The 26,917-nt window shown below is 62.5% G+C and carries 26 protein-coding genes; 10 read left to right on the top strand and 16 right to left on the bottom strand.

Annotation, left to right across the window (positions count from 1 at the left end; translation table 11 throughout):
- Positions 1-133: 133 nt before the first annotated feature.
- A complete protein-coding gene (locus ACF8EA_RS10815; RefSeq protein WP_325950790.1) occupies positions 134-880 on the top strand; it encodes an SDR family oxidoreductase in 747 nt (248 codons plus the stop codon).
- A gap of 9 nt (positions 881-889) precedes the next feature.
- Here ACF8EA_RS10815 and ACF8EA_RS10810 read toward each other — a convergent pair whose 3' ends face one another.
- The 5 genes from ACF8EA_RS10810 to ACF8EA_RS10790 form a co-directional block, all read right to left on the bottom strand.
- Positions 890-2,956 carry a PAS domain-containing protein gene (locus ACF8EA_RS10810; RefSeq protein ID WP_392521995.1) on the bottom strand — a complete coding sequence of 689 codons (2,067 nt, stop codon included), beginning with the start codon at positions 2,954-2,956 and terminating at the stop codon, positions 890-892.
- 62 nt (positions 2,957-3,018) lie between these two features.
- Entirely contained in the window at positions 3,019-4,674 is a 1,656-nt protein-coding gene (locus ACF8EA_RS10805; RefSeq protein WP_103462577.1) for a PAS domain-containing sensor histidine kinase, read from the bottom strand.
- A 57-nt stretch (positions 4,675-4,731) separates the two neighbouring features.
- Positions 4,732-6,141: a GntR family transcriptional regulator MpaR gene (mapR, locus tag ACF8EA_RS10800; protein ID WP_020191377.1), complete on the bottom strand. Its 1,410-nt coding sequence runs from the start codon at positions 6,139-6,141 to the stop codon at positions 4,732-4,734.
- A gap of 50 nt (positions 6,142-6,191) precedes the next feature.
- The gene (ccoG, locus tag ACF8EA_RS10795) at positions 6,192-7,595 is read right to left on the bottom strand and encodes a cytochrome c oxidase accessory protein CcoG (protein ID WP_392521994.1); all 1,404 of its coding nucleotides are present in this window, start codon (positions 7,593-7,595) and stop codon (positions 6,192-6,194) included.
- A gap of 121 nt (positions 7,596-7,716) precedes the next feature.
- Complete coding sequence (locus ACF8EA_RS10790) at positions 7,717-7,956, bottom strand: DUF3203 family protein (RefSeq protein WP_021785646.1); 240 nt, start codon at positions 7,954-7,956, stop codon at positions 7,717-7,719.
- 136 nt (positions 7,957-8,092) lie between these two features.
- On the opposite strand from ACF8EA_RS10790, the gene ACF8EA_RS10785 reads away from it, so the two are divergent.
- A complete protein-coding gene (locus tag ACF8EA_RS10785; RefSeq protein ID WP_392521993.1) occupies positions 8,093-8,611 on the top strand; it encodes an MgtC/SapB family protein in 519 nt (172 codons plus the stop codon).
- Between the two features lie 533 nt (positions 8,612-9,144).
- On the opposite strand, the gene ACF8EA_RS10780 is transcribed toward ACF8EA_RS10785, so the two are convergent.
- The 3 genes from ACF8EA_RS10780 to ACF8EA_RS10770 all read right to left on the bottom strand — a co-directional run bounded on the left by ACF8EA_RS10780 (position 9,145) and on the right by ACF8EA_RS10770 (position 11,416).
- Positions 9,145-10,044, bottom strand: a complete 900-nt coding sequence (locus tag ACF8EA_RS10780; RefSeq protein WP_392521992.1) for a hydroxymethylglutaryl-CoA lyase — start codon at positions 10,042-10,044, stop codon at positions 9,145-9,147.
- A 19-nt stretch (positions 10,045-10,063) separates the two neighbouring features.
- Entirely contained in the window at positions 10,064-10,462 is a 399-nt protein-coding gene (locus ACF8EA_RS10775) for a MerR family DNA-binding transcriptional regulator (protein WP_003247847.1), read from the bottom strand.
- 75 nt (positions 10,463-10,537) lie between these two features.
- Positions 10,538-11,416, bottom strand: a complete 879-nt coding sequence (locus ACF8EA_RS10770; protein WP_392521990.1) for a helix-turn-helix domain-containing protein — start codon at positions 11,414-11,416, stop codon at positions 10,538-10,540.
- A gap of 172 nt (positions 11,417-11,588) precedes the next feature.
- On the opposite strand from ACF8EA_RS10770, the gene pobA reads away from it, so the two are divergent.
- The 3 genes from pobA (at position 11,589) to ACF8EA_RS10755 (ending at position 15,643) form a co-directional block, all read left to right on the top strand.
- On the top strand, positions 11,589-12,776 hold the full coding sequence (pobA, locus tag ACF8EA_RS10765; protein ID WP_392521989.1) for a 4-hydroxybenzoate 3-monooxygenase: 1,188 nt from the start codon (positions 11,589-11,591) through the stop codon (positions 12,774-12,776).
- Between the two features lie 150 nt (positions 12,777-12,926).
- Entirely contained in the window at positions 12,927-14,717 is a 1,791-nt protein-coding gene (gene ggt, locus ACF8EA_RS10760) for a gamma-glutamyltransferase (protein WP_392521987.1), read from the top strand.
- A 44-nt stretch (positions 14,718-14,761) separates the two neighbouring features.
- Positions 14,762-15,643 carry a LysR substrate-binding domain-containing protein gene (locus ACF8EA_RS10755; RefSeq protein WP_021785640.1) on the top strand — a complete coding sequence of 294 codons (882 nt, stop codon included), beginning with the start codon at positions 14,762-14,764 and terminating at the stop codon, positions 15,641-15,643.
- Between the two features lie 273 nt (positions 15,644-15,916).
- On the opposite strand, the gene ACF8EA_RS10750 is transcribed toward ACF8EA_RS10755, so the two are convergent.
- Both ACF8EA_RS10750 and ACF8EA_RS10745 read right to left on the bottom strand, forming a co-directional pair.
- Positions 15,917-16,516, bottom strand: coding sequence for an START domain-containing protein (locus tag ACF8EA_RS10750; RefSeq protein WP_392521986.1), 600 nt, complete (start codon positions 16,514-16,516; stop codon positions 15,917-15,919).
- A gap of 88 nt (positions 16,517-16,604) precedes the next feature.
- Positions 16,605-17,441 carry a bifunctional allantoicase/(S)-ureidoglycine aminohydrolase gene (locus ACF8EA_RS10745; RefSeq protein ID WP_003247865.1) on the bottom strand — a complete coding sequence of 279 codons (837 nt, stop codon included), beginning with the start codon at positions 17,439-17,441 and terminating at the stop codon, positions 16,605-16,607.
- Positions 17,442-17,724: 283 nt separating this feature from the next.
- On the opposite strand from ACF8EA_RS10745, the gene ACF8EA_RS10740 reads away from it, so the two are divergent.
- Positions 17,725-18,408 (top strand): TetR/AcrR family transcriptional regulator, encoded by a 684-nt coding sequence (locus tag ACF8EA_RS10740; protein WP_003247872.1) that lies wholly within the window; start codon positions 17,725-17,727, stop codon positions 18,406-18,408.
- 38 nt (positions 18,409-18,446) lie between these two features.
- On the opposite strand, the gene ACF8EA_RS10735 is transcribed toward ACF8EA_RS10740, so the two are convergent.
- A complete protein-coding gene (locus ACF8EA_RS10735) occupies positions 18,447-19,454 on the bottom strand; it encodes a GlxA family transcriptional regulator (protein WP_021785635.1) in 1,008 nt (335 codons plus the stop codon).
- 161 nt (positions 19,455-19,615) lie between these two features.
- Here ACF8EA_RS10735 and ACF8EA_RS10730 point away from each other — a divergent pair, with 161 nt between their 5' ends.
- Complete coding sequence (locus tag ACF8EA_RS10730; RefSeq protein ID WP_392521985.1) at positions 19,616-20,086, top strand: FAD/FMN-containing dehydrogenase; 471 nt, start codon at positions 19,616-19,618, stop codon at positions 20,084-20,086.
- A gap of 103 nt (positions 20,087-20,189) precedes the next feature.
- A complete protein-coding gene (locus tag ACF8EA_RS10725; RefSeq protein WP_003247877.1) occupies positions 20,190-20,402 on the top strand; it encodes a PLDc N-terminal domain-containing protein in 213 nt (70 codons plus the stop codon).
- A 42-nt stretch (positions 20,403-20,444) separates the two neighbouring features.
- On the opposite strand, the gene ACF8EA_RS10720 is transcribed toward ACF8EA_RS10725, so the two are convergent.
- Positions 20,445-20,771: a hypothetical protein gene (locus ACF8EA_RS10720; protein WP_392521983.1), complete on the bottom strand. Its 327-nt coding sequence runs from the start codon at positions 20,769-20,771 to the stop codon at positions 20,445-20,447.
- A 345-nt stretch (positions 20,772-21,116) separates the two neighbouring features.
- Between ACF8EA_RS10720 and ACF8EA_RS10715 the strand changes: the two genes are divergently transcribed.
- Positions 21,117-21,527 carry a RidA family protein gene (locus tag ACF8EA_RS10715; RefSeq protein ID WP_103444296.1) on the top strand — a complete coding sequence of 137 codons (411 nt, stop codon included), beginning with the start codon at positions 21,117-21,119 and terminating at the stop codon, positions 21,525-21,527.
- Between the two features lie 107 nt (positions 21,528-21,634).
- Positions 21,635-22,507: a DMT family transporter gene (locus ACF8EA_RS10710; RefSeq protein WP_392521980.1), complete on the top strand. Its 873-nt coding sequence runs from the start codon at positions 21,635-21,637 to the stop codon at positions 22,505-22,507.
- Here the strand turns inward: ACF8EA_RS10710 and ACF8EA_RS10705 are convergent.
- From ACF8EA_RS10705 to ACF8EA_RS10690, 4 genes are all read right to left on the bottom strand, one after another.
- Entirely contained in the window at positions 22,504-23,223 is a 720-nt protein-coding gene (locus tag ACF8EA_RS10705) for a TorF family putative porin (RefSeq protein WP_101196027.1), read from the bottom strand. The two genes, ACF8EA_RS10710 and ACF8EA_RS10705, sit on opposite strands and share 4 nt — an antisense overlap.
- Before the next feature lie 81 nt (positions 23,224-23,304).
- Positions 23,305-23,556, bottom strand: a complete 252-nt coding sequence (locus tag ACF8EA_RS10700; protein WP_021785629.1) for a hypothetical protein — start codon at positions 23,554-23,556, stop codon at positions 23,305-23,307.
- A 169-nt stretch (positions 23,557-23,725) separates the two neighbouring features.
- Entirely contained in the window at positions 23,726-24,682 is a 957-nt protein-coding gene (locus tag ACF8EA_RS10695; protein WP_323601245.1) for a helix-turn-helix domain-containing protein, read from the bottom strand.
- Positions 24,683-24,830: 148 nt separating this feature from the next.
- Positions 24,831-26,915, bottom strand: a complete 2,085-nt coding sequence (locus ACF8EA_RS10690) for a hydantoinase/oxoprolinase family protein (RefSeq protein ID WP_323601244.1) — start codon at positions 26,913-26,915, stop codon at positions 24,831-24,833.
- Positions 26,916-26,917: the final 2 nt, after the last annotated feature.

Genomic DNA, 26,917 nt, shown 5'->3' with positions numbered 1-26,917 from the left:
CAAAAGCCAGATCAAAAGCCAGATCAACAGCCACATCAACAGCAGAGGGTTGGCTGTGCTGATCTTTGTCATTCCAACGCAGCGCCATTTCGCCTATTGTCGATGCTCCCTTCCCCAAACCATTGGCAAACCCATGGAGAACGTCATCGTCATCACCGGCGGCAGCCGCGGCATCGGCGCCGCCACTGCGCTGTTGGCCGCCCGCCAGGGCTACCGCATCTGCATCAACTATCACGCCGATGACCAGGCCGCCGAAGCCATCCTCAGCCAGGTACGCGCCCTGGGCGCCGAGGCCATCGCGGTGCGCGCCGACGTCAGCGTCGAAGATGAAATCATCCAGCTGTTCCTGCGTGTCGACGACGAGCTCGGCCCGGTCACCGCACTGGTCAACAACGCCGGCACCATCGGCCAGCAAAGCAGGGTCGAGGACATGTCCGAGTTCCGGCTGCTGAATGTCATGAAAACCAACGTCGTCGGCCCCATGCTCTGCGCCAAGCACGCCCTGCTGCGCATGGCGCGCCGGCATGGCGGGCAAGGCGGGGCCATCGTCAACGTATCATCGGTAGCCGCACGCCTGGGTTCGCCCAACGAATATGTCGACTATGCCGCCTCCAAGGGCGCGCTCGACACCTTCACCATCGGCCTGGCCAAAGAAGTGGCAGGCGAGGGCGTGCGCGTCAATGGCGTCCGGCCGGGCTATATCCATACCGGTTTCCATGCGCTGTCGGGTGACCCAAACCGCGTCAGCAAGCTCGAACCTGGCTTGCCCATGGGCCGAGGGGGGCGTCCCGAGGAAGTGGCCGAGGCCATCCTCTGGCTGCTTTCGGACAAAGCCTCCTATGCCACCGGCAGCTTCATCGACCTGGGCGGCGGGCGCTGAACGCGCCCGTCAAGTTTCCAGCAGCTCGCGAACCCGCTCCGCCAGTGCGTCCAGTTCGAACGGCTTGGTCAACACCAGCGTACCTTGCAGCGGTTGGCCATCGCTGAACGCCGCGCTCTCATCGTACCCAGTCATCAACAGTACCTTGAGGTCCGGGTAACGCTCACGGCAGCGTTCGGCTACCTGGCGGCCATTCAGGCCGCCAGGCAGGCCGACATCGCTCAGCAGCAAGTCTGGCCGTTCGCCACTTTGCAGGTGGGTGAGGGCAGACGGACCGTTCTCGAAGGCGTCCACCCGATAGCCCAGCTCTTCCAGCACTTCGCCTATCACCAGGCGCAAGGCGGTCTGGTCTTCAACCAACAGAACGCGTTTTGCAGTCTCGCTGCTTCTTCGCAAAGGCGCGCGCTGCGGTTTGCTGATTGGCGCCTGGGCTTGCGCGTGGTGGCGGGGTAACAGCAGCTCGATGCGGGTACCCTCGCCAGGCACCGACAGCACCCGTAATTGCCCACCCGACTGGCGCACGAAGCCATAGGTCATGGACAGACCCAGGCCGGTGCCCTGGCCCATCGGCTTGGTGGTGAAGAACGGCTCGACTGCGCGCTCAACGACTTCAGCCGACATGCCGCTACCGTTGTCGACGATGCTCAGCCGCACGTACTCGCTGGCCGGCAGTGCCAGTGCCAGGGCCTGCTTGTCGTCAAGCCGCAGGTTGTCGCCAATGATCTCGATCACACCACCGGCCGGCATGGCATCGCGCGCGTTGATGCACAAGTTGAGCAAGGCGCTTTCCAGTTGGGGAGGGTCGATGAAGGTTGGCCACAGCTGGTTGGCGAAGCGGCTGCTCAGGGTAATCGCCGGGCCGATGGTGCGGCGAAGCAGGTCTTCCATGCCAGCCACCAAAGTGGCCACCTGCGTGGAGCAGGGTTGCAGGGTCTGCTGGCGGGAGAACGCCAGCAGCCGGTGCACCAGCGACGAGGCCCGCTGCGCCGCGCTGCTGGACAGCTCCAGCAAGGGTGCCAGGGCGTCGAAGCGTGACTGGTCCAGGCGTTGACGCATCAGCTCCTGAGCGCCAAGGATGCCGCCCAGCAAATTGTTGAAGTCATGGGCAATGCCGCCACTGAGCTGGCCTACGGCCTCCATTTTCTGTGCCTGGCGCAGCGCCGCTTCGGCCTTGGCCAAGCGTTCCTGCTCCTGCACCCGTTCACTGATGTCATAGGCGAACAGAAACGCGCCCTGTACCTCGCCTTTGGGGTCGCGCAAGGCGTTGAACCGCAACTCGTAATGGCGCAGCGCGGGGGGCTTGCCGAAGGTACCGATCTCGATGAACTGCTCGCCTGCCAGGGCGCGCTGCCACATCGGCAGAATAGGCGTCTGGCCGGCGGTGCCATCCTCGAACAACCCGGGCAGGTAGTCGCCGATTTCGGGTGTCCTCCCGTACAGCAGGTGGAAGTCATGCCTGGCCTGGCGATTGACAGCCAGCCAGCGCAGGTCCTTGTCGACCACATGCACATTGACCACACTGTGATCGACCAGCTCGGCAAACAAGCGTCGCTCCGCCAGTGCGGCACTCACCCGTTGTTCGAGCTCTTCGTTCAGACGCTGCAGGGCCTGCTCTGCACGCCTGCGTTCGGTCACATCCTTGAACAATACCGCTACCTGGCGTTTCTCGGCAGGCTCTATGCGAAAAGTGGTCACTGACAGCACACGGCCGGTAGCAAACAGTTCCTGCTCGAAGTGCAGCGGTTCACCGGTGCGAAGCACCGCGCCATAGCGGGCCACCCAGTCATCTGCCTCATCAGGCACCATCTCGCGCAGTTTTTGCCCGACCACGTTGGGGATGCCGGCGTGTTTGGCATAGGCTGCGTTGGCCAGCACATGCACGTAGTCACTCAGCGGGCCATGGGGGCCATCGAAGAACTCGATGATGCAGAAGCCTTCGTCCATGGTGTCGAACAGTGAGCGATAGAAGTCCTGGTCGTGCGCCTGGTGGCTTGCAAGCCGTTGCTCCAGCAGTGTGTTCTGGCGCTGGAGGTCTTCGACTTGTTGGCGCAGTGAGTTCAGATCACGAGAAGGCATGCCTGCGTCCGGCCAATGAAAAGTCCTGACTTTAACGTGTTCACCTGTAGGCGAATAGCCGCTCAGTGCGACTGGGCGGTGCTCCCCAGCAGCCGTTCAAGCGCCTGGGCAAGTGCCTGAAGATCGAATGGCTTGGCCAGCAGTTCGGTGCGCCGGTCGGGCCGCGCATTTGCCGTACTGTGCGCAGGGTCATGCCCTGTGATCAGCAGCACCGCTGCATGCGGCGCAATAGCTCGACAGGCGTCCGCGAGTTGGTAGCCATCGATTCCCCCGGGCAGGCCGACATCGGTAATCAGCAAGTCCGGCGCTGGGGCTTCCTGCAAGGCCTTGTATGCCTGGCGGCCATCTTCGAATGCCTGAACTTCATGGCCCTGGTCCAGCAATACCTCCAGCATGACCAGGCGCAGGGCCGGCTCGTCTTCCACCAGCATCACCTTGCATACGCGCTGCTGAAGCGAGGCCGCAGGCGCAGGCCCCTCGACGTGGGGGCTGGGTGAAGTGGCGGCGACGCTTTCATCGCGGGGCAGATACAGGTTGATGGCCGTACCCTGGCCAGGGGTGCTATCGATTACCAGCTGGCCCCCGGATTGCCGCACAAAGCCGTAGACCATGGACAGCCCAAGGCCAGTGCCCTGGCCAAGCGGCTTGGTGGTGAAGAAGGGCTCAAGGGCGCGCTGCATCACTGCTTTTGACATGCCCATGCCGGTATCTTCAACGCGGATACGCAGAAACTGGCCAGCGGCCAGGCCCAGCTGTCTGGCTTCGGCGCCTTGCACTTCGACATTGGCGCAACCGATGCTCAAGGTGCCGCCAAGCGGCATGGCGTCACGGGCGTTGATGCACAGGTTGAGCAGCGCATTTTCCAGTTGCTGTGCGTCTATTCGGATGGGCCATAGTCCGGCATGTGTCTGGTCGTGGTAGTCGACATAGGGGCCGGTGGAGCTGCTGATCAGGTCGTGCATACCGGCCACCAGTTGCTGCACATCGACCCGTTGCGGGACCAGCGTCTGCTGCCGTGAGAATGCCAGCAAGCGCTGCACCAAGGCTGCGGCGCGTTGGGCGTTGTGCCGGCTGAGTTCAAGCAGCTGCGCAGTGTCCGCCAGGCGTTGCTGCACCAGACGCTGCCCGGCCAGTTCCAGGGCGCCAAGGATGCTGGCCAGCAGGTTGTTGAAATCATGGGCAATCCCGCCGGTCAACTGGCCGACTGCCTCCATCTTCTGCGCCTGGCGCAGTGCTTCTTCGGCCTGCTGCAGGCGTTCCTGTTCGGTCACGCGCTGCGTGATGTCATAGGCGAACAGGTAGCCGCCCTGAATTCGCTGCTGAGCATCGAGTAACGGGTGATAGCGAATTTCGTAGTGGCGTGGTGCGTCGTCCGGCCCGAAGGTGACGGTGTCGATGAACGCTTCCCCTGCCAGTATGCGCGGCCATATCGGGGCCAGGCGGCCCATGATGTCGGGTTGACCGGTCAGGAACTGGGGTACGTAGTCACCAATCTGCGGCACGAAGCCTCGGTAACGCTCGAAGGTTTCGCGCGCCGTGCGGTTGATGGCCAACAGGCGCATCCTGCGGTCGGCAGCAAACACGTTGGCCGGGCTGTTGTCGAGCAGTTCTCCAAGCAGCCTGTCATGCGCCTGAGCGCTGTCTTCGCGCTCTGCCAGGCGTGCTTCCAGTTCTGCGACACGCGCTTGCAATCGGGCAAAGGACGTATCTGGCTGCATGACGAGGGCCTGATGGTCGGACCGAGCAACTATAGTCGTCCCTCTGGCCCCTCGCTATCAGAACGAGCGAATGATCCGCCCGAGGGTCTCCATCGCCTGTTCGGCGCCGTCATGCCAGGGGCTGCCGTAGTTCAGGCGGATGCAATTGCCAAAGCGTCGGGTGGGCGAAAAGATCGGCCCAGGGGCGATGCTGATGCCTTGGGCCAGGGCCATGTGGAACAGTTTGAGGGCGTCCATCTGCTCGGGCAGTTCCAGCCACAGGAAGTAGCCGCCGGAGGGCTGGCTGACCCGTGTCTGCGCCGGGAAGTGGCGGGCGATGGCTGCCAGCATGTTGGCCTGCTGGCCCTCCAGGGCGTAGCGGAGCTTGCGCAGGTGGCGGTCGTAGCCGCCGTGTTGCAGGTAGTCGGCGATGGCCGCCTGGGCCGGCATGGAGGCACAAAGGGAGGTCATCAGTTTCAACCGCTCGATCTTCTGCGCAAAGCGCCCGGCGGCCACCCAGCCAATGCGATAGCCCGGTGCCAGGCTTTTGGCGAACGAACCGCAGTGCATGACCAGCCCCTGAGTGTCGAAGGCCTTGGCGGGTTTGGGCGCCTGTTGCGAGTAGTACAGCTCGGCGTACACATCGTCTTCGATCAACGGCACCTGATGGCGCGTCAGCAGCTCCACCAGCGCCTGTTTCTTGGCCTCTGGCATGCTTGCACCTACCGGGTTCTGGAAGTTGGTCATGCACCACACAGCCTTTACCGGGTGCTTTTCCAGGGTCTGCGCCAGCACCCCCAGGTCCATGCCCTCGCGCGGGTGCACGGGGATTTCCACCGCCTTGAGCTTGAGCCGCTCCAGCACCTGCAGGCAGGCATAGAAGGCGGGGGCCTCGATGGCGACCAGGTCGCCCGGCTGGGTCACTGCCTGCAGGCACAGGTTCAGGGCCTCCAGTGCGCCGTTGGTGATCAGTAACTCTTCCATCGGCAGCATCAGCCCACCGACCATGTAGCGCAAGGCTATCTGCCGGCGCAGTTGCGGGTTGCCGGGGGACAGATCGGTCACCACCATGCGCGGGTCCATGCTGCGGCTGGCGCTGGCCAGTGAGCGCGACAGGCGTTGCAGCGGGAACAGCTCAGGGCTGGGAAAGGCTGAGCCGAAGGCAATGGTGTTGGGGTCCTTGATCGAGTCGAGGATCGAAAATACCAAGGCGCTAACGTCGACATCGGTAGACTCGCTTACCGGCTGCAGCGCCTGCGGCTCGCTGAACTGGCGCGGAACGTGGGCGTTGACGAAATATCCGGAGCGCGGCCGGGCCCGGATCAGCCCACGCCGCTCGAGCAGGTAGTAGGCCTGGAACACGGTGGACGGGCTGACCCCGTGGGTCTGGCTGGCGTAGCGCACGGACGGCACGCGCTGGCCGGGGCCCAGCACCCCGGAGCGGATCAGTTCGGCAATGTCGTCGGCGAAGCGTTCGTAGCGTTTCATTCTGGCCTTCTGTCGAAGCCTGGCAGGCAAGGTGGCATGAGTGTAAGGGATCAGCGGTTCATGGGGGCGACGAAGCGACTGTGCGCTACGCTGCGGATAGTGGGGTCGTCACGCTCACGGATTTCAAAGCTCAGCGTCTGCGAACTGCTGGCCGGGCGCTCGGCCAGCATTGCCACCGACACCGGCAGTTCGCTCATTTCGCCAGCAGGGATGACCAGTGCGCTATTACCCTGCAGGGTGAAACCGTCAGCGTCCAGCAGGCGCAGTTGATAGTGCTGGGTACGTTCGGTCTTGTTGATGACCTTGAGCAGGTAAATGTTCTCGATCTGGCCTTGGGCGTTTTCGCGGAACAGGCCGCGGTCCTTGATCACATCCAGCGATACAATCGGGCGCATCTGCAGGGCTACCACCAGTGCCCCGATCATGACCAGCAGCGCGGCAGCGTAGCCCAGCAGGCGCGGGCGCAGCCAGTGAGTGGTACCGCCTTGCAGGCTGTGCTCGGACTTGTAGCCAATCAGGCCGCGGGCGTAACCCATCTTGTCCATTACCCCGTCACAGGCATCTATGCACGCGGCACAGCCGATGCAAGCCATCTGCAAACCATCACGAATGTCGATGCCGGTGGGGCACACCTGCACGCACAGCGTGCAGTCGATGCAGTCGCCCAGTCCCTGGGCACCGACATCACTGCCTTTCTTACGCGGCCCACGGGCCTCGCCACGACGCGGGTCGTAAGCGACCGCCAGGGTGTCCTTGTCGAACATCACGCTCTGGAAGCGCGCATACGGGCACATGTGCAGGCACACCGCTTCACGCAGCAAGCCGGCATTGATGTAGGTAGCGGCCGTGAAGAACAGTACCCAGAACAGTGCCACACCGCCCAGTTGCAAGGTGAACAATTCTGCGGTCAGTGGCCGGATCGGGGTGAAGTAGCCGACAAAGGTCAGCCCCGTGAGCACGCCAATGGCCAACCACAGGCTGTGCTTGAGCGTGCGACGGGCCAGTTTGTTCATGCTCCAGGGCGCCGCGGCCAGCTTGATGCGCTGGTTGCGGTCGCCCTCGGTAACCTTTTCGCACCACATGAATAGCCAGGTCCAGGTACTTTGTGGGCAACTGTAACCACACCAGACGCGCCCGGCGTAGACGGTGATGGCGAAGAGGCCAAAGGCACAGATGATCAGCAGCGCCGACAGCAGGATGAAATCCTGTGGCCAGAAGGTGGCGCCGAAGATGTGGAACTTGCTGTTCCCCAGGTCCCACAGTACGGCCTGGCGGCCGTTCCAGTTCAGCCAGGCCGTGCCGAAGAACAGCACGAACAGGGCGCCGGCAAAGCCGATGCGCAGGTTACGGTAAAGCCCGGTAAAGCTGCGGGTATGGATGCCGCTGTCGGTGCGTCGCGCTTGGATGCTGGCTGGGGCGGTGGCGATCTCTGTAAAAGGGATTCTATCGTTCATGGTTCGGTGCTCATCAGGCCTCGATCAGGCATGAGCACTATGGCGCTGAAGCTGTTATCAGCACAGGTTCAGATTTTACGATAAAAACCATATCAGATTTGCCGCATAGCCCCGCCAGGCCTCATATCACCGAGCCTGGCGCGCTGGCCTTCAGATGCCTGCGGCTATCCACCGCACCCGCCACGGTCAGTGTATCGGCTTCGGTTTCCGTGATTGGCACGCGTTGGCCGGCCAGAATGGCCACCGACATGCGCAACTGCTCGTCGGTGATGATCTCGATGTCCGGGCCTTCGCCCTCGATGCGCAAGCCTTCGCCAATCAGCGTGCAGCGGCGGGTGGTTTCGTCGATTTCAATGGGCATGGTGGGATCCTCCTGGGGGGGTTACAGGGTGGACCGCGGTCAGGGGCCAGTTGCTGCATCAGCAGGCTGAGCGGCACTTTGCACTGCGTGCAGAGGTCAACCCTGAAACCATATGCTCAGGCAGGGGAGCACCGCGATGGATGTCATCTGGCAAGCAATCCAGGCCGAATTCGCCGATGTCACCGATGAGCGCGAGGTCACGCAAATCCTTGTGCGCTTGCTGATGGCTGCTGTGCTTGGCGCAATACTGGGCTTCGAGCGTGAACACAGGGGCAAGTCTGCCGGGGTGCGTACCCACATGCTGGTCTCGCTGGGCGCTGCCCTGTTCATGCTGTCACCCAGCATGGCGGGGGCCGATGACCAGGCGCTAAGCCGGGTGATCCAAGGCATCGTTGCCGGTATCGGGTTTCTCGGTGCGGGTACCATTCTGAAGGGTAACGGCCAGAACACCAGCCATGTGAAGGGTCTGACGACCGCTGCCGGGCTATGGATGACGGCTGCCATCGGTATGGCGGCTGGCATGGGACGCGAAGCCACGGCGCTGATCAGCACGGTACTGGCCCTGCTGGTACTGGGCACGATGCCGTTGCTGGTGGAGAAGGTCGAAGGAAAGGATGAGGAGAAGCAGGAGGAGGAAGAGGGCAGGAAGCACTGAGGGGAGCCGAAGCTCCCCTCAAAGCGTTGTTGCCTGCTCTTTTTTTATTATTGGGACCGGCCTATTGTTGTTTTTGTCGGCTTGTCCTGGTACTGCGGGTGACCCCCATGCGGGGTCAAGAGCAAACGTATTTTTTTGAGCGCTGACCTGCTTTCACCATTGCTGATCCGAACCTGGCTGCCGCTACCTTGAGGTAGTTTTTATTGTTCTGTGCCAGACCGCGGGGCGAACCCCTGAAAAGCGTGTCGACTCCAAAAAAATCTGCTTGCTACGCCTCTGCCGTGTTGTTCTTGTTATGTCAGAGCCGTTACCTGTTGTTTTTATTGGGTATCGCGTTTTTTTTGTTGTTGTACCAGAGATATAGCAGGGTGCGTGCCAACTTTTGAAAACCCTTTAAAATCAATGGGTTAATAATTTTGGTCGACACCGCCCTGCCTGAAATTCTGCCGATTTGTTTCCCTGTTACCCGATTTTTTGCTGTGAAATGTGCGGGAGGTAACACTTCACCCACACCAATGTGACACCCGTGTGACCTATTGAGCGCTGCAGGCCCGTGCTACCCGCGACCCGTTGTCGCGGCCCAGCACGCTGCTGATGCGCTGGCCGGCGGCTATCAGCCGGCCCAGGTCGATGCCGGTTTCAATGCCAAGCCCTTGCAGCAGGTACACAACGTCTTCACTGGCGATATTGCCGGTAGCACCCTTGGCGTAAGGGCAGCCGCCCAGCCCGGCTACCGAGCTGTCGAACACGCTGATGCCTTCAAGCAGGCTGGCATAGACGTTGGCCAGGGCCTGGCCGTAAGTGTCATGGAAGTGTCCGGCCAGTTGCTCGCGCGGTACCTGAGCCGATACCACCTCGAACAGGCGCCGGGTGTCGCCTGCGGTACCGGTGCCGATGGTGTCACCCAGCGAGACCTCATAGCAGCCCATGTCGTGCAGGGCGCGGGCCACCGGGGCCACCTGATCGGCGCTGACCTTGCCCTCATAAGGGCAGCCGAGCACGCAAGACACATACCCGCGCACGCGCACGCCGTGGCTGCGCGCAGCGTCCATGATGGGTTCGAAACGCTTGAGGCTTTCGCTGATCGAGCAATTGATGTTGCGCTGCGAGAACGCTTCGGAGGCGGCAGCGAATACCGCTACTTCCTTGACCCCCGCAGCCAGGGCGTCCTCGAAACCGCGCAGGTTCGGCGCCAGCGCGGCATACGTCACACCGGGGCGCTGCTGGATGCCGGCGAAAACCTCGGCAGAGCCGGCCATTTGTGGCACCCACTTGGGGGACACGAAACTGCCCACTTCTATATAGGCCAGGCCCGCTTCGGTGAGGTCGTTGACCAGGCGTACCTTGTCGGCGACGCTGATGGGCTGGGCTTCGTTCTGCAGGCCGTCGCGGGGGCCGACTTCGACCAGGCGGACGTGTTTGGGCAAGGACATGGCGGGTTTCCTGTGGCGTTCAGCGATTGTCTTTGTTGTTCAGGGTGGCGGCCAGGGCTTGTTCGCAGCGCTCCTGGGCGGTGTCCAGTTCCAGTTGCATCTGGTGAATGTCCAGCATCTGCTGCTCCAGCTGGGCACGGCGCTCGGCGATTTTCGCCAGCATGCTGTTGAGCTGCTTGAGGTTGCCGCTGGTGGGGTCGTACAGTTCGATCAGCTCGCGGCACTCGGCCAGGGAAAAGCCGATGCGCTTGCCGCGCAGGATGAGCTTCAGGCTGACCTTGTCGCGCGGTGAGTAGATACGTTCCAGGCCACGACGCTCAGGGCTGAGCAGTCCCTGTTCTTCATAGAAGCGTATTGCGCGGGTGGTGATGTCCAGCTCGCGGGACAGGTCGGAGATGCTGTAGGTCTGAGTGCTCATGCTCGGGCTCGACGTAGGGTATGCGGATATCCTGAGGGCAGGTTGACGTATACGTCAAGAAGAGGCTGGCATGGATTATTCAGACAGCCCCGATCTGCGATACCCATTGGGTGTCTGCCCACTCAAGCGCTTGAACCACCGGGCGAAGTAGGTCGGGTCGGTAAACCCCAGGCTGTCCGACAACTGCCCGATGCTCATCCGCGTGTAGATCAGGTTGCGTCGCGCCTCCAGCAACAACCGCTGGTGCACCACCTGCAACGCAGTCTGGCCACTCAGCGTCCGGCACAGCTGGTTCAGTTGCAAGCTCGGAACATTCAGCCGCGCGGCATAATCTTCAACCGATAGATGCTCGCGGTAATGCGCTTCGACCAGGCGCAAGTACTGCCCCAGCAACAGCCGGTCACGTTCATCGCGGTTGCGCGGCGCCAGCCCTTGCTGCTGGCGGCGGCTGATCCACACCACCAGCGCGGTCACCAACGCTTCGAGCATCGCTGCGCGAGCCGGGGCATTGCCCTGGTACTCCTGCTGCAAGGTGTCGACCAGACTGCGCAGGTGCACGCGGTCATGGCCCAGCGGGTAACACGCAGGTTGTGCCAGCACCGTCAGTGGCGCGCCCAGGCGCTGTTCCAGGTTCGCTACAAGGGCAGTACCAAAGGTCAGGACATAGCCCTGGATATCGGCGCTGAAGCGAAAACCATGCACGGTCATCGGCGGCACTACCTGGATCGCCGCTTCGCCGATGGCACTGCGCACCCCCTCGATCTCCACCTGGGCCTGGCCACGCTGTACATACAGCAGCTGGAACAGCTCGGCATGCTGGTGCGGCTTGATCTCCCAGTGATGCAGGCGGCTGCGCGCCGGGATTGATTCGCAGTGCAGCAGGTCGGTGCCGGGCCAGGCCTGATTTTCGCCGTACAGCTTGAACAACGGGACGCCGGGGAGGGTGGATTTCATCTGGGCTGACCTGTCCGTTAATCGAACGTTTTTCGTAAAAGTGCAGTTTTTTTATGGAATAGCACACTTAAGCGGCATTTTTTGCCATTAAAAATGCAATGGCAAACCCTAACAGCAGATGCCGCCCCGCTGCCAGTTCCGGGCCGGTATCGTCCGAACAGAGACAACAACAATGAAAACTCAGGTTGCAATTATTGGTGCAGGTCCGTCTGGCCTGCTGCTGGGCCAGCTGCTGCACAAGGCCGGTATCGATAACGTCATCGTCGAACGCCAGACCCCAGAATATGTACTGGGCCGCATTCGCGCCGGGGTGCTGGAGCAAGGTACGGTCGACCTGCTGCGTGAGGCCGGCGTGGCCGAGCGCATGGACCGTGAAGGCCTGGTGCACGAGGGTGTCGAACTGCTGGTTGGCGGGCGCCGTCAACGTCTGGATCTCAAGGCCCTGACCGGGGGCAAGACGGTGATGGTGTACGGCCAGACCGAAGTCACTCGTGACCTGATGCAGGCCCGTGAAGCCAGTGGTGCGCCGATCATTTATTCCGCCAGCAATGTCCAGCCGCATGAATTGAAAGGCGAGAAGCCCTACCTGACGTTCGAAAAGGATGGCCGGGTGCAGCGGATTGACTGCGACTATATCGCCGGCTGCGACGGTTTCCACGGCATCTCGCGGCAGAGCATCCCGGAGGGCGTGTTGAAACAGTATGAGCGGGTTTACCCGTTTGGCTGGCTGGGCCTGCTGTCGGACACGCCACCGGTCAATCACGAGCTGATCTATGCCCACCATGAGCGCGGTTTTGCGTTGTGTAGCCAACGCTCGCAAACACGCAGCCGCTACTACCTGCAGGTACCTTTGCAGGACCGGGTTGAGGAATGGTCTGACGAGCGTTTTTGGGACGAACTGAAAGCCCGTTTGCCCGCCGACGTGGCGGCTGACCTGGTTACCGGCCCAGCCCTGGAAAAAAGTATTGCGCCGCTGCGCAGCCTGGTGGTCGAACCCATGCAGTATGGTCACCTGTTCCTGGTGGGTGACGCTGCGCACATCGTCCCCCCTACCGGTGCCAAAGGCCTTAACCTGGCGGCCTCGGACGTCAACTACCTGTACCGTATTCTGGTCAAGGTGTACCACGAAGGGCGCGTCGACCTGCTGGCGCAATACTCGCCGCTGGCACTGCGCCGCGTGTGGAAGGGCGAGCGCTTCAGCTGGTTCATGACCCAACTGCTGCATGACTTCGGTAGCCACAAGGACGCCTGGGACCAGAAGATGCAGGAAGCTGACCGTGAGTACTTCCTGAGCTCGCCGGCGGGGCTGGTGAACATTGCCGAGAACTATGTGGGGCTGCCGTTCGAAGAAGTGACCTGATCTGTCATTGCGCAAACCTGGCACTCACGCAGAGAGCAAAGGCTGTATTGGTCAGCGAATGGCTTGCCGGTAATTGCACCAAGGCTTGAAGTCGAGACTGCCTATGACCGACAGTACTTCGCTGAATAGGTGAAGGCAGGACGCTTGACGATGAAATATCCCACCCCGCTGATCTGCGTTCTGTGCCTGCTGGCTGCCAGTGACTGGGCCGGGGCCGACCAGGTATTGCCCGCACCACCGGAACTGGCCTCTGGCTACCGTAGCGGTTTGCAGCCGGTGCACGCCAGCCGGCACATGGTCGCCGCAGCCAACCCGCTGGCCAGTAAAGCGGGGCGGGCGATGCTGCGTGCCGGCGGCAGTGCGATTGACGCCGCCATCGCCATGCAAATGGTGCTGACACTGGTCGAGCCGCAGTCCAGTGGGATCGGTGGCGGAGCGTTCATCCTTTACTGGGATGGCAAGCGCGTGCAGGCATTCGACGGGCGTGAGGCAGCACCTGCGGCGGTGACGGAAAAACTGTTCCTGCAAGCCGATGGCACACCCATGCCGTTCCGGGTGGCGCAGATCGGGGGGCGTTCGGTGGGCGTGCCCGGGGTGCTGCGTGCCCTGAAACAGGTCCACGAGCAGCATGGCAAGTTGCCCTGGCACGCCCTGTTCACCCCGGCCATCGCCCTGGCACGCAACGGCTTCGCGGTTTCCGAGCGCCTGCACACCCTACTGGCCGGGGATCCCTATATTGCACGCTCACCCGCCATGGCCGGTTACTTCCTCGATGAACAGGGCAAGCCGCTGGCGGTGGGTACGATCCTGCGCAACCCTGAGTTGGCTCATACCTTCGAGCAGATCGCCGCACAGGGGGCCGAGGTGTTCTACAGCGGTGAAATTGCCGAAGCCATCGTCGCCAAGGTGCGTAGCCACGCCAATGCCGGGTATCTGTCGTTGCAGGACTTGCAGCGGTACCAGGCCAAGGAGCGCGAGCCGTTGTGCGGTCCCTACAAGGCCTGGCAGATCTGCGGCATGCCACCGCCCTCATCGGGTGGGGTGACCGTCCTGCAAACCTTGGGCCTGCTCGAAGCCGTGCAGCGCACCGCGCCGCAACGCGACCTGGCAGCGCTGCACCCGCTGGCCACCTCGTCCCCGGCCCGCCTGGAAGCCCCGCCCTTGGCCGTGCACCTGATCGCCGAGGCCGAGCGCCTGGCCTACGCCGACCGCGCTCAGTACCTGGCCGACAGCGACTACGTGCCCGTCCCGGTCAAGGCCCTGACCGATTCTGCTTATCTGGCCAGCCGCGCGGCGCTGATCGGCGAGCACAGCATGAAGCGCGCCCGTCCGGGCCACCCGCAAGGAGCGGACCTGGTACTTGCGCCCGACCGCTCGCCTCTGCGTATCTCCACCTCTCACCTCAGTGCGGTGGATGACAGCGGCCAGGCCCTGGCCATGACCACCTCGGTGGAGGCCGCATTTGGCTCGCACCTGATGGTCAAGGGCTTCCTGCTCAACAATCAGCTGACCGACTTCTCGTTCATCCCCCACGAGCACGGCAAGCCTGTGGCCAATCGGGTGCAGCCGGGCAAACGGCCGCTGTCGGCCATGGCGCCGACATTGGTGTTCTCGCGTGCCACGGGCGAGTTTGTCGCGAGCCTAGGTTCGCCGGGTGGTTCGCAGATCATCGGTTACGTGAACAAGGCACTGGTCGGCCTGCTGGATTGGCAGCTCGACCCGCAACAGGCCGCTGGCCTGCCCAACTTCGGCAGTCGCAATGCCGGCACCGAAGTGGAAGCAGGGCTGAGCAGCCCGGCGCTGATCCGCCAGTTGGCAGCCTGGGGCCATGAGGTGACGCCGATGACCATGACCAGCGGCATGCAGATCATCCAGCGTAACGGCGAGGGTTGGTCAGGCGGTGCCGATCCTCGGCGGGAAGGAGTGGCCCTCGGTGACTAGCCGTGATAGAACGCAGACTTGCCATTCATTAGTTGAATATCCAGATGTCCATCAGCGTGAAATCGAATAGAGCCTTGTTCGACCTCGATCTGCTGCGCGCTATTGTCGTAGTAGCCGACTGCGGCAGCTTCACTACCGCTGCCGCGCGTTTGCATTCGACCCAGTCGACGATCAGCCAGAAGGTACGCCGCCTGGAAGACATGGTCGGCCACCGCCTGTTGGTGCGGGGCAACCGTGATGTGCTGCCGACCGACGCCGGGCAGACCTTGCTCGGCTATGCCCGACACATGCTTGCCCTGAACGATCAGATGCTTGAAGCCCTGGCCGGGGCGATGGTGGGCACCACGGTACGGCTTGGCGTGCCCGAGGACTTCGTTGGCGGGCGTACCACCAATGCGCTGTCGGCATTCAGCCGGCTGCACCCACAGGTGAAGCTCGAAGTGACCAGCGGCTTGTGCCGCGACCTGAGCCAGGCCTACGACAATGGCGAGCTTGACCTGGTGCTGCTCAAGCAACGACGCAACAGCCGTGAGGGCGTGGCCTGTTGGCCAGAGCGTCTGCAGTGGATCGACAGCGCGCGCACGCCTGCCTTCGAGCTGGACCCGATCCCGTTGGTCACCTTTCCGCCACGTGGCCTGTATCGCGAGGACATGATCAACGCCATCGAAGGCATGGGCCGGCGCTGGCGCATCAGCTTTACCAGTTCCAGCCTCAGTGGCATCCAGGCCGCGGTCGCCGATGGCATGGGTATCAGCCTGCTGCCGCCAAGGGCGGCCACCGGCGAGCACAGGGTGTTGGGGGCCGGGCAAGGGCTGCCGGAGGTCGACAGTTATGAGATCGTCATCGTGCACCGGCCGACCGCGGATGTGATGGTCAAGGCGTTGGCTGAGGTGATGGCGCAGTTGCTGGCGGGCGGTGGGATCTGATGATCTGTGGAAGATGCTCTTGCACAGCACTCAAAGCCAGCACGATCATTGTGAGGTTGTCCGGCGAATACAGGTGAAGCCCTTTGCCTTCCATCGCGCAGCCTGCATCGCGGGCAAGCCCGCTCCCACACCCGTCACGCTCCCTGTTCGCCGGACCTGATTCAAGGTCTCGATCCTTGCGCACATCCCGCGTTTTTTATTTTCTGTAGTACGTACCGTGGTACGGCGTGATCTTCCAGAGCGAAGCCCGGCGGATGGCGGCGACCAGCATACTCAAGGTTGGCGCTCAGCCACCGCTCGCAAGGTACGCAGCGTCACCACCGCTATATCCACCATTAGCCGGTTGGCCAGCCAGCTCGGCACATCCCCGGCAGGGGCGGCCTGCAACTGGTAGGTCACCTCGGTCACCCGCTCACCCAGCGGCTTCATCCGCCACTTGCCACTCAGGTGCCGTACCCGGATCAGTCCGTCAACCTTGGGGATTCTGTCGGGCTCGGCGCTCAGGTGGCGCACCAGGGTACCGTCGGCCAGGCGTTTGCTGGTCACTTTCAGCACCATGTCTCGCGGCCTCGTCGGCCATGGTGGGTTGGTGGTCAGGTATACCCAGGTGCTATCACCTTCCACATCCAGCAGCCGCAGCTGGTCACAGGCGTACAGCCACTTGCAGGCTACGCGCAGGTTATCCTGCAGGTCAGTAAGCGTGCGCACGCTGGCTTTCATGGTGCTGACACCACGAAACTGCGGGTAGGGCGAGGCGCTTGGGTCTTTCAGGTACACGCGAATGCCTTCGCGGTCGTAGGCGAGTTTCCAGCCATCGGTGGCCAGGGCAGAGGTGCACAGCAGCAAGGTCGCGATCAGCAGGCAGCGGTTCATGGCCGTACCCTGCAGGGGTGGGTGTTTCAGTATGCGCGGCAAACAGAAAGCCCGCCAGGTTGGCGGGCTTGCGGGCATCAGCCTGGGCTTAGCGTTTAGGGTTCAGCGTCAGGTGTACGTGACGGTTCACGTCCTTGTACAGCAGGTAGCTGAAGTTGCCTGGGCCGCCAGCGTAGCAGGCTTGCGGGCAGAAGGCGCGCAGCCACATGAAGTCGCCGGCTTCCACTTCGACCCAGTCCTGGTTCAGACGGTACACTGCCTTGCCTTCCAGCACGTACAGGCCGTGTTCCATCACGTGGGTTTCTGCGAACGGAATCACACCGCCCGGCTGGAAGGTGACGATGTTCACGTGCATGTCGTGGCGCATGTCGGCCATGTCGACAAAGCGGGTGGTTTTCCAGCGGCCTTCGGTGCCCGGCATTTCGATGACGGTGGCGTTGTCGCGGTGGGTGACGAAGGATTCCGGTACATCCAGGCCTTCAACCTTCTGGTAGTGCTTGCGCAGCCAGTGGAAGGTGACGTTGGACTTGCTGTTGTTACGCAGGCTCCACTCGGCGCCCGGGGCCAGGAAGGCGTAGCCGCCAGGTACCAGGGTGTGGTGCTTGCCTTCGACGGTGATGTCCAGTTCGCCTTCGACGATGAACACCACGGCTTCCGCATCAGCGTCCAGCTCAGGGCGCTCGCTGCCGCCTTCCGGGGCCAGTTCGACGATGTACTGGGAGAAGGTTTCGGCAAAACCGGTCAGCGGGCGGGCGATGACCCACATGCGCATCTTGTCCCAAAAGGGCAGGTGGCTGGTGACGATGTCACGCATCACGCCTTTAGGGATGACGGCATAGGCTTCGGTGAACATGGCACGGTCAGTCAGCAGCTCGGTTTGAGCCGGGTGCCCACCGTGTGGGGCGAAGTACGAATGGTTCGACATGGACGATCTCGACTTGTTGTTCTCTCCCCATGCCTTGAACCGCACCGGCCGGTGCGGCGCAGGGGATGTGGTCACAGAATAGGGTCGAGCATGTGCTATCCACAAATTAAATGTTGGAATACCCGGTATTTGATCGCTGAATGCTGACCTGGCACCCAGTGTGCCGTTCGGGCAGCTGGCTGCCGCGGCCATGCATCATGCTTACCCGACCAATAGCGTGCTTCCCTGCATGGCCGCGCTAACGGATAATCCCCGCATTCCAATAAACAGCCTGTGAGTGGGTATGAGTGATTCCGTAGTCGGCCTCGGCCAGCCTGAAACCGAAGGGGTGCGCAAAACGCGCAAGAACAACCCTGAGAAAACACGCGAGGACATCCTCCAGGCCGCCATCAACGAGTTCGTTCAGCAAGGGCTGGCCGGCGCCCGCGTCGACGCCATTGCCGAACGCACCGCCACTTCCAAGCGCATGATCTACTACTACTTCGGCAGCAAAGAGCAGCTGTATTGCGAGTGCCTGGTGAAGTTGTACGGGGATATCCGCAAGACCGAGCAGAGCCTGGACCTGGAGTCGTTGCCGGCTGAGCAGGCGATTCGTCGGCTGGTGGAGTTCACCTTCGATCACCACGACCGCAACGTCGATTTCGTGCGCATCATCTGCACCGAAAACATCCACTATGGCGAGTACGTCAAGCAGTCACCGGCCATTCGCGAAATGAGCAGCCTGGTGTTGGAGGCCTTGGGCAACACCCTGCGCCGCGGCGTTCAGGAAGGCGTGTTCCGCGCCGGCATCGAGGTCATCGACCTGCACATGCTGATGAGCTCGTTCTGCTTCTACCGGGTGTCGAACCGCCATACCTTTGGCGAGATCTTCCAGATCGACCTGTCTGATGAGCAGGTAAAGCTGCGCCACAAAGCCATGATCTGTGATGCGGTGTTGCGGTATATCCAGCTCGAACCTCGTACGTGAGATTGCTCGAGCGCCTAGGCTGACTCAAAGAGCCTCGGTCACTCGCCCAGCCGTTGCTCGCGCGACGGCGGGTAGCCGAAATACGCCGCATAGCACTTGCTGAAGTGCGACACCGAGACAAACCCGCAGGCCACTGCCACTTCCATCACCGACAGGTCGGAATACTGCAGCAGCCGGCGGCTCTTGGTGATGCGCAGCTCCATGTAATAGCGCCGTGGCGACGTGCCCAGCTGGGCCTGGAACAGGCGGTCGATCTGCCGGCGCGAGCGCCCGCTGTAGGCGGCCAACTGGTCGAGGCTGAGGGTTTCCTCCAGGTTGTTTTCCATCAGCTCGACAATGGTGCGCAGGTGCAGGCTCATGGACTTCTTCGCCCCAGGACCCACCTGGCGGTAGCGCGCACCGGAAAATGACAGGATTTCCTCGACCCCTTCGGCCAGGCCATCACCATACAGCCGGCGCACCAGGCCCAGCATCAGCTCCATGGCGCCATTGGGGCTGGCGGCGCTGAGGCGGTCACGGTCGAGGGTAAAGCTGGCCGGGGTGATGCGGGTTTGCGGGCTGCGCTCGGACAGGCTGGCGCGTTGCTCGGGGTGGATGCTGCAACCGTAGTCGTCCAGTACCCCGGCGCGGCCAAGGAACCAGGCGCCGTTCCACAAGCCGCCCAAGGCCATACCGTGGGCCGCGCAATCGTCCAGCAGGCGATCGAGTTCCGGGTACTTCAGTGGTGTGCGCAAGCCGCCACAGACCACCAACAGGTCCAGCTCCTTCAGCGCCGCGGCGGACAGCTCGGTGGCTACCAGTTCCAGCCCCAGGTCGCTGAGCACCCGGTCGCCGTCCAGCGACAGCGGAGTGAACTGGAAGCTGTCGGCACGCAGCAGGTTTGCCGTGACCAGCACGTCCATGGCCACGGTGAAACTGGCCATCGAGAAGTGTTCGAGCAGGATAAAGTCGACCCGATAGGGCGCCTGGATATTGGCGCTGCTTGTTTTCAGCCGTAGCATGTTGCTGGTGCTGGTTTTTTTGCTGAACTGGCGTGGCGTGGGCACTCTGGACTCCGCTTCCTGGCTGGCCCGCAGAGTGTGGACGGTGCCCGGGGGAAAGACAATCTCCCTGGTGGCGGTGTCGTATTACAGGTCGTGTTCAGGCAACCTGCCTGTCCTGGTGCTTTGTCGCTATGCTGACATTCCCGTCATTGAGGATGCCCCTGATGAAATATGCCGCTGTAGTGTTGCTCAGCCTGTTGCCGTTGCTGGCCAACGCCCTGGAGCAGGGCGACAAGCTCGCCCCGTTCACACTGCTCGACCAGTACGACCAGGCCTACAGCCTGGATGCCGACACGCAGATTCTGCTGGTGGCACGCGATATGGACGGTGCCAAGCTGGTCAAGACGGCACTGGCCGAGGAGCCCAAGGGCTACCTGGAAGCACGTAGCGCCGTATTTGTGGCCGACATCCAGCGCATGCCTGCACTGATCAGCAAACTGTTTGCTGTCCCGGCCATGCGCGATTACAGCTACCGGGTGCTGCTCGACCGAGAAGGGCGAGTGGCCAGCCGTTACCCCGGACAGGATGGCCAGGTGCAGTGGTTGCAACTGCAGCAGGGCGTGCTGGTCAGCCAGCGGGCGTTTACCGATGCAGCGGCGTTGAAGGCTGCACTGGAGAACGCACCACGGCAATGAGGCCCTATCGCCGCGCCTGCAAAGAGGTGTGGCGAGTCAAATCAATCTGAACCCTCAGCGCTTGCAGCAACCCAACCCATTACATGCCATTGGGAGAGCGCTCATGGAAATCGGTACAATCTGGATCATCATTGCGGCCCTGGTCATTCTGCTGGAGATCTGGGCCATCTGGCACATCATCGGCAGTGAACGGCGCGCCGAGCGCAAGATGCTGTGGATCGTCTTCGTGGTCTACGCACCATTCCCCGGTTTGCTGTTCTGGGCCTGGCGCGGGCCGCGGGCGGTGAAGGGCAGGGCGGTGCTGCAGGAGAAATGAGGTTTGCGGCCTCAGGCGCGGGACGCCTGAGGCCTTCGAGGTTTATTTAGGCAGGATGTCGAAACGTATGGCAGGGCCCAGCCCGTCCACCATCAGGCAGCCGTAGAACTTCACGGTGGACAGTACGCGCAATTCCTTGAGCGCGTCATGGATGTAGTCGTGGACCAGCTTTTCAGCTTCACGCTTGCGGTCAGCGAGGCTGGTGCCATTGAGCGTGATCATGCCAAGCAACGTGGTTTCAATGTGCTCAACGGTGTCCAGGCCGAGCTTTTCCCGCAGGTGCAGACGTGCCTGTGCCGCATCGGTTTCATCGCGTGGAGCGTTGTGCGGCTTGATGGTATAGGCCAGCTGAAAATCACATTTGCTCATCGGTTTTTCCTTGTTGGTTAAAGGCCTCCATGCCGGGCTTTGCAATCTAGGCTCTGTACGGAAAGCCTTGATACTTGTTGATGCTGCGTTGAAAACAGCCTCGGAATGCTCATGTACTCCAGTACAGTCGGGCGCAACCCCGGCCGTTCCTCGGCTGTTTTCGCCTTGCCTGACCTGCGTCTCAAGGCTTTTCGTACAGAGCCTACGGTCTTACAGCCTCCGCGCAAACACACGCGTGGTTCTGACATGACGGTGTTTTGTACGAAATGTCCTACTTCGTGCTTGACCTCGAGTTAGCTTAAGGTCCGATACTCCGGCGCTCTTCCAACCGAGCGAGGGCTTGTCGTGACCCCATCAAACGCATTCCAGCTAAGCAACCCTGAAGGCCTTTACGACCCCAGTGGCAACGCCTACTCCCATGTCGCCGAAGTGCGCGCTGACAGCCGTCTACTGTTCATCGCCGGCCAGGGTGGGGAGGAGAGCAATGGCCGGTTGTCACCTGTGTTCGCCGAACAGGCTCGCCAGGCACTGGCTAACCTGGAACTGGCCCTGGCGTCGAAAGGTGCCAGCCTGGCTCAGGTGTTCAAGCTGACCCTGCTGATTGTCGAGCACACCGAAGCGCGCCTGCGCCAATGGGTGGCCGAGGCCGACAGGGCCTGGGGAACGCACATGAAACCGACCTGCACGTTGATACCGGTGCCCCGGCTGGCGCTGGACGGCATGCTGGTGGAAATCGAGGCAGTCGCTGCGGTGTAGTGCAGTCAAATCAGTGGTGGCGCCAGGGAATTACTCTGTTGTATATCGATGCAGGCACCATCGGCACTGCTGCTATAACAACAATCCCACTCAGAGGTGACCACACCATGAGCACTGGCACGAGCACGCTTACTGACCGCAAGACCAGAGCCTGGCTTTGGCCTGCGCTGTTCAGCCTGGTGGCATTTGCTGCCAACTCGGTGTTCTGCCGGCTGGCGCTGAAAGACGGGGCCATCGACCCGGTATCTTTCACCATGGTACGCCTGGCCAGTGGTGCGCTTTTTCTGCTGTTGCTGATTCGCCTGCGCAAGCCGGTGCACACCATGGGCGGCAATTGGTGGGGCGGCCTGGCGCTGTTTCTGTACGCGTTCCTGTTTTCTGCGGCGTACCTGCAACTGGGGGCTGGGGTGGGGGCGTTGTTGCTGTTCGGTGCTGTACAAATCACCATGTTCGGCTTTGCCTGGTACCGGGGCGAACACATCACGGTACGCATGCTTCTGGGCATGCTGATCGCCTTTGCCGGCCTGCTGGTGCTGCTGTTGCCCGGTGCTTCGGCACCTTCGTTGGCCAGTGCCTCGCTGATGGCTCTGTCCGGGGTGGCCTGGGGGGTGTATACGCTACTGGGCAAAGGCTCGCCCAGGCCGCTGGCCGACACTGCCGGCAATTTTGCCCGCAGCCTGCCTTGCCTGGTGCTGCTGCTACCGATGCTGTTGCTGGGCGCCGGCCCGCACCTCACGCCGCTTGGCTTGGCGTATGCATTGGCTTCGGGTGTGCTGGCCTCAGGCGCCGGCTACGCCGTGTGGTATGGCGTGGTCAGGCAGGTCAGTGCGCAACAGGCGGCGACTCTGCAGTTGAGTGTGCCGGTGATTGCCGCACTGGGCGGGGTTGTCCTGATCGGCGAGCCGGTGTCGTTGCGCTTGTTGATCGCCTGTGTGGTGGTGTTGGGCGGCATTGCCCTGGCGCTGGCGTCGCGCCGTTAAAAAAAGTTGCGCTGGGCCTTGAGGGTGACCACGCTGTCGCAATAGGTGTTGATACCTGAGTACGCATCGCAGCCGTCGCCACTCAGGCTGGAGTTGCTGTAGATCAGGTTCAGGTCGATGCCCAGCCAAGGCCGCGACAATTCCAGTGACCAATCGGAAAAGGCATTCACCTGGCTACCATCACCAATGGTGAACGGTGTGCCCAGGCGGTGGTGGGCGAGCTTGACGGTGAAGTCGACGTCGAACATCGGCAGATGGCCGAAGTCGGCGAACAGCGTGCCGGTGCGGTTGTCGGGGTTGTCGCGCAGCGCCCCGCCGAAGCGGCTGCCCAGCACCGAAACACCCCCATACAGGGCGTAGCTGTCGGGGCCTGCGATATTTGGCTGACTGTAATGGATCAACCCTACCTCGTAGCCCAGGCTGCTGTCGAAATGGTGCTTGTAGCCCAGGTAACTGTCCAGGCGCAGGGTCGAGTTGTGGGCGACGCCCATGCTGGGGGCGTACTGGCCCAGATACCAGCCATTGGGGTGGCTAAGGTCGAGCCCACCATGGAATGCGCCGACGGCGCTGGGTGAGATAAGCCCTTGCGCCATGCTGCGCGAGGGAGTGGTACCGAGTGTAAAGTCGAAATCGCCCAGTTGGCGTTTCATCTGCTGGGCTAGCGATACGGAGCTGAAAAGCAGCGCAGCACTCAGCAACAGAAGGGGCCTGATCATGGTCTCCGTCCTGGAAGGCTTGCGGTTGAGCGGTAGAGGATACCTGCGCAAGTGGAGGGAGGGAACCGCCGGCTAGCCCGTTCAGCCTTTGGTCGAAGGTTCAGCGTCGGTGGTCTCGGTCACCACAGGCAGCTTGCCGGCACGCAGGATTACCCGCCGTTGCTGCTCGTAATTGTCCAGCGACAGGCCGCGGCGCTGTAAGGCTTCCAGTTGCAACTGGCGAGTTTCTTCAGCGGTGTACGGGCGCAGCTCAGGGTGGCTGGCACAGCCGCTGATCACGGTGATGGCGAAAACGACAAGGACGGCGGCAAGCTGGCGGGCCAGGGCATTCATCGGTTAGCTCCAGGGCAGTCTAGTAGGCAGCGAGGGGATGGAGCTAGGTTATGCGGCCACAGCGTTCGGTAGAAATTGCCCTGCTCGATAGTGACTATCGACGGTTCCGAGGAAGCCCACCTAAATCGCATCCTGGACGCACAGGGCCCATCCACTTTCCGTTGCTTTATCAGTGCGTACGCGTAGCCCGCACTTCGCTTGCCGTGCACCCATACTGCTGGCGAAAGGCCCGGGTGAACTGCGCCTGGTCGGCAAAACCCCAGCGAAATGCCAGTTCGCCGATGGCCGAGTGGCAATGCGGGTCGCGCAGTTGCCGGTGCACGGCCTCCAGGCGTTGACGGCGTACCCACTCGCCAAGGGTGTAGGGCGTGATCGTGAACAGCTTGTGAAGGTAACGCAGCGACAGCCCACAGGCGCTGGCGATGGTTTGTGGCGACAGCTCGGGGTCCCCCAGGTTTTGCTGTACATACTGCTCGACCCGCGTCAGGTGCAGGGTGCTGAGGTTGCTGCCCTCGCTGCCCAGCACGCGCTCATCCTGTTGCAAGGCCAGCAGCAGGGTGGCAGAAGCCTGTTCCAGCAGTAAATGCCGGGCGGCTGCGGGGCTGGTGTCGAAATGGCGGGCACACAGGTCGAGTTGCTCAACGAAGATGCGCCCCAGGCCCTGACGGGCATCGAAACAATGCCGGGTATAGCGCTTGTGCCCCAGCAGGTTGGCTTTGAGTGCACGCTCGGGCAGCTTGAGCACCCACAAATCGTTTTGCGTGCCGTAGTGGAAGCGGTAGGGTGCATCGCCGCGCTCGACGATGAAACCGCCAGGGCTGCAACTGATTTGGTGGCCGTCCTGTTCGAAGTGCACCTCGCTGCCATGCGGCACGGTCACCAGATAGAACGCTTCATGGTCCTGGCCAATGTGCGCTTTGTTGCGCGAGTAACCCAGCTGGCTGGAGCGCAGGCGCGACAGGCTGAGCGGCGTGCTCGGCGTACTCCAGCGCTGCAGGTGGCCATCGAACGGTTGTCCGGCAGCAAATTCAAGGCTCAGCGGAAAATAGGTGTCACTGATGGCTTCGGCCCAGCGTGCCTGGCGTTCTGGTTGTGGCCAGCCGTGAGTCGAGAGTTCTGTGGGCATGGTGGGTCCTTTTTCAAAGAGGGCAGCATTGAAAAAAGGAACTGCAGGCAAGCTACTCAAGCAGCTCTTGTTATTGTACAAACCGCCCGGCAGCGCAAAACTGCCGGGCGGTTGTCAGGCCCATGATCGGCGCGCGCCGACCGCAAGATCAACCCCCGCGTGTCACCCGGTAGGTGGCCGACGGCTCCAGGCGCGCCTGCCAGCCGGGTGGCAGGACAATGTTGGTGGTGTCTTCCTCGATCACGCAGGGGCCATGCACGGTCTGCCCAGGCAACAGGTGGTTGCCGTTGAACACCGGTGTGGGCTGCGATTCACCATCGGCACTGAACAGCATCGGGCGGACGGATTGCGCGGTGGGGGCGGGGGGCTCGGCCGGCCCCTGCAGCTCGGGTTGCGGCGGGCGTGGCAGGTGGCCGATCACCGAGCACTCCAGGTTTACCAGCTCCACCGGGCTGGCGGGTTCGCTGTACGAGTACAGGGTCTGGTGGCGGCTGTGGAAGCGGCTGATCAGCGTGGCCAGCCCTGCCTCGTCCAGGCTGTGCTGCTGCAGGTCCACACTGCACTCATGAATTTGCCCCAGGTAGCGCATCTCCAGGGTGTAGTGACAGCTGCTGGCCTGGTCGCCAAAGCCGTCTTCGCGCAGGTTGGCCAGGCCTTGCTGACGCAGTCCGGCGAGGGTCTGGTTGAGTTGCGCCAGGTCGACGTGCCCGGCGTCCAGGCGCATCGACAGGCTGGTGAGCTGGTCATAGCGCACGTCGGACAGGATCTGGCCGAACGCACACAAGCCCGAGGCCACCTTGGGGATCAGCACGGTATGCATGCCGATTTCTTCGGCCAGGCGCACCACGTGCATGCCCGCCGCACCGCCTGCGCCGATCAAGGCGAAGTCACGCGGGTCGTGACCGCGCTCGATCGATACGCGGCGGATGCCGTTGACCATGTTCAGGTTAACCAGGGTGGTGATGCCGAATGCCGCGCGTTCCACACTGATGCCCAACGGTTCGGCGACCTTGCTCCGGATGGCGTCCAGCGCGGCCTGACGGTTCAGGCGGATACTGCCGCCCAGCAATGCGCCGTCGGGCAGATAACCAAGTGCCAGGTTGGCGTCGGTGACAGTGGGTTCGCGGCCACCCTTGCCGTAGCACACCGGACCAGGCATGGCGCCGGCGCTGCGCGGTCCGACCTGGAGCATGCCAAACTCGTCCAGGTGGGCGATGGAGCCACCGCCGGCACCCAGGGTCTCTACCTGAATCATCGGCACGCCGATGCGCTGGCGCAGGAAGTCCACGTCCTTGCTGAAGTTGGTGCGTCCGGCATTGGTCAGGGTGATATCGAACGAGGTGCCGCCCATGTCCACGGTAATGACGTTGTCGATACCGAACGGCCTCGCGACCGCCAGCCCGGCTTTTGGCGCTGAGGCCGGACCAGAGTTGATCGCGTTGACGGCGCGCTCACGCATCAGGTGCCCGGGCGCCAGCCCGCCGTTGGACTGGAAGTAGCGTACCGGCTGCTGTGCGCCAAGCTCCTGGAACAGGCTGTCGATGCGCGCCACGTAACGTGCCATTACCGGGCTGAGGTAGGCGTTGACCACGGTGGTGGAGGTGCGGGTGTATTCGCGAATCTGCGGGAACACCTCGCAGCCGGTGCAGACGAACACCTCGGGCAGGGCAGCCCTTACCAGTTCGGCGGCCCGCTGTTCGTGGCTGGGGTTGCGCACCGACCACAGGAAGGAAATGGCCACGGCCTGCACGCCTTCGGCACGGAAGTAGTCGATGGCGGCATGGATGGCGGCTTCGTCCAGCGGGCTGTGCTCGCGACCATCGCCAAGGATTCGGCCACCGATCGGGCGGCGCAGGTGGCGTGGGGCAAGCATGTGTGCCGGCGGGTAGTGGGCGTCGTAGCGGTGGCCTTCTTCCTTGTGGCCCAGGCGGATTTCCAGGCTGTCCTCGTGCCCCTCGGTGCACAGCAGGCCCACCTTGGCCCCGGTGCGCTCGATCAGCGCATTGAGGGCCACGGTGGTGCCGTTGATGCACAGGTCACAGTTGGCGATCAGTTCGGCCGGGCTGCGCCCGGTGGCGTCGGCGATCTGTGCCAGGCCGGCGCGAATGGCCAGGGTGCCGTCCTGCGGCGTGGACGGGGCCTTGAACAGCTGCACGCCGCCGTCGCGATCGGCCAGGATGAAATCGGTGAAAGTGCCGCCGGCGTCTACGCCCAGGCGATATTGGTTACGCATGC

Source organism: Pseudomonas sp. YQ_5, from assembly GCF_043103305.1.
GTDB classification, from domain to species: domain Bacteria; phylum Pseudomonadota; class Gammaproteobacteria; order Pseudomonadales; family Pseudomonadaceae; genus Aquipseudomonas; species Aquipseudomonas putida_Y.
The sequence above is the reverse complement of the archived record's forward strand: the minus strand, read 5'-3'. Positions and strand labels throughout refer to the sequence as shown.